Below are 397 nucleotides of genomic sequence, written 5' to 3' on the forward strand. Positions count from 1 at the left end.
AACCATTCATCACCCCCAATCCAATTGGGGGAATACGACAACCAACCACCACTCCTCAACCCCGAAGCGGGTGGAACGAACCGGATATCGCGGCACCCGGAAAGCTTTCCGTCAAAAAAAGAGATGATGGGACGTAGCCCCAACGCCCAATTAAACGAACGCGCCTGTTCTTTGGCAGCCGGACGGTCACGACATGTCGTGACCATACGCATTACTGCAAACTGGAAGCAACTTTTCGGCCCTAAAATCCAATTCAACTCCTTCGGAGTAATCGAGGCGATTAGAAAAGTCAACCTCAACCGAAGCACCCGATCACGAAGTGATCCAACCATTCATCACCCCCAATCCAATTGGGGGAATACGACAACCAACCACTCTCCTCAACCCCGAAGCGGGT

Annotated in this window: 1 protein-coding gene; it reads left to right on the forward strand. The window is 52.1% G+C overall.

The window, feature by feature from the left end; genetic code table 11:
* Positions 1 to 123: 123 nt before the first annotated feature.
* Positions 124 to 397, forward strand: a 274-nt coding sequence (locus N2K84_RS20295) for a hypothetical protein (RefSeq protein WP_282593655.1), incomplete at its 3' end; no start/stop codon positions are given.

The sequence above is a fragment of the Gaoshiqia sediminis genome (genome assembly GCF_025907915.1).
In the GTDB taxonomy this organism is placed as follows: Bacteria; Bacteroidota; Bacteroidia; order Bacteroidales; family Prolixibacteraceae; genus Gaoshiqia; species Gaoshiqia sediminis.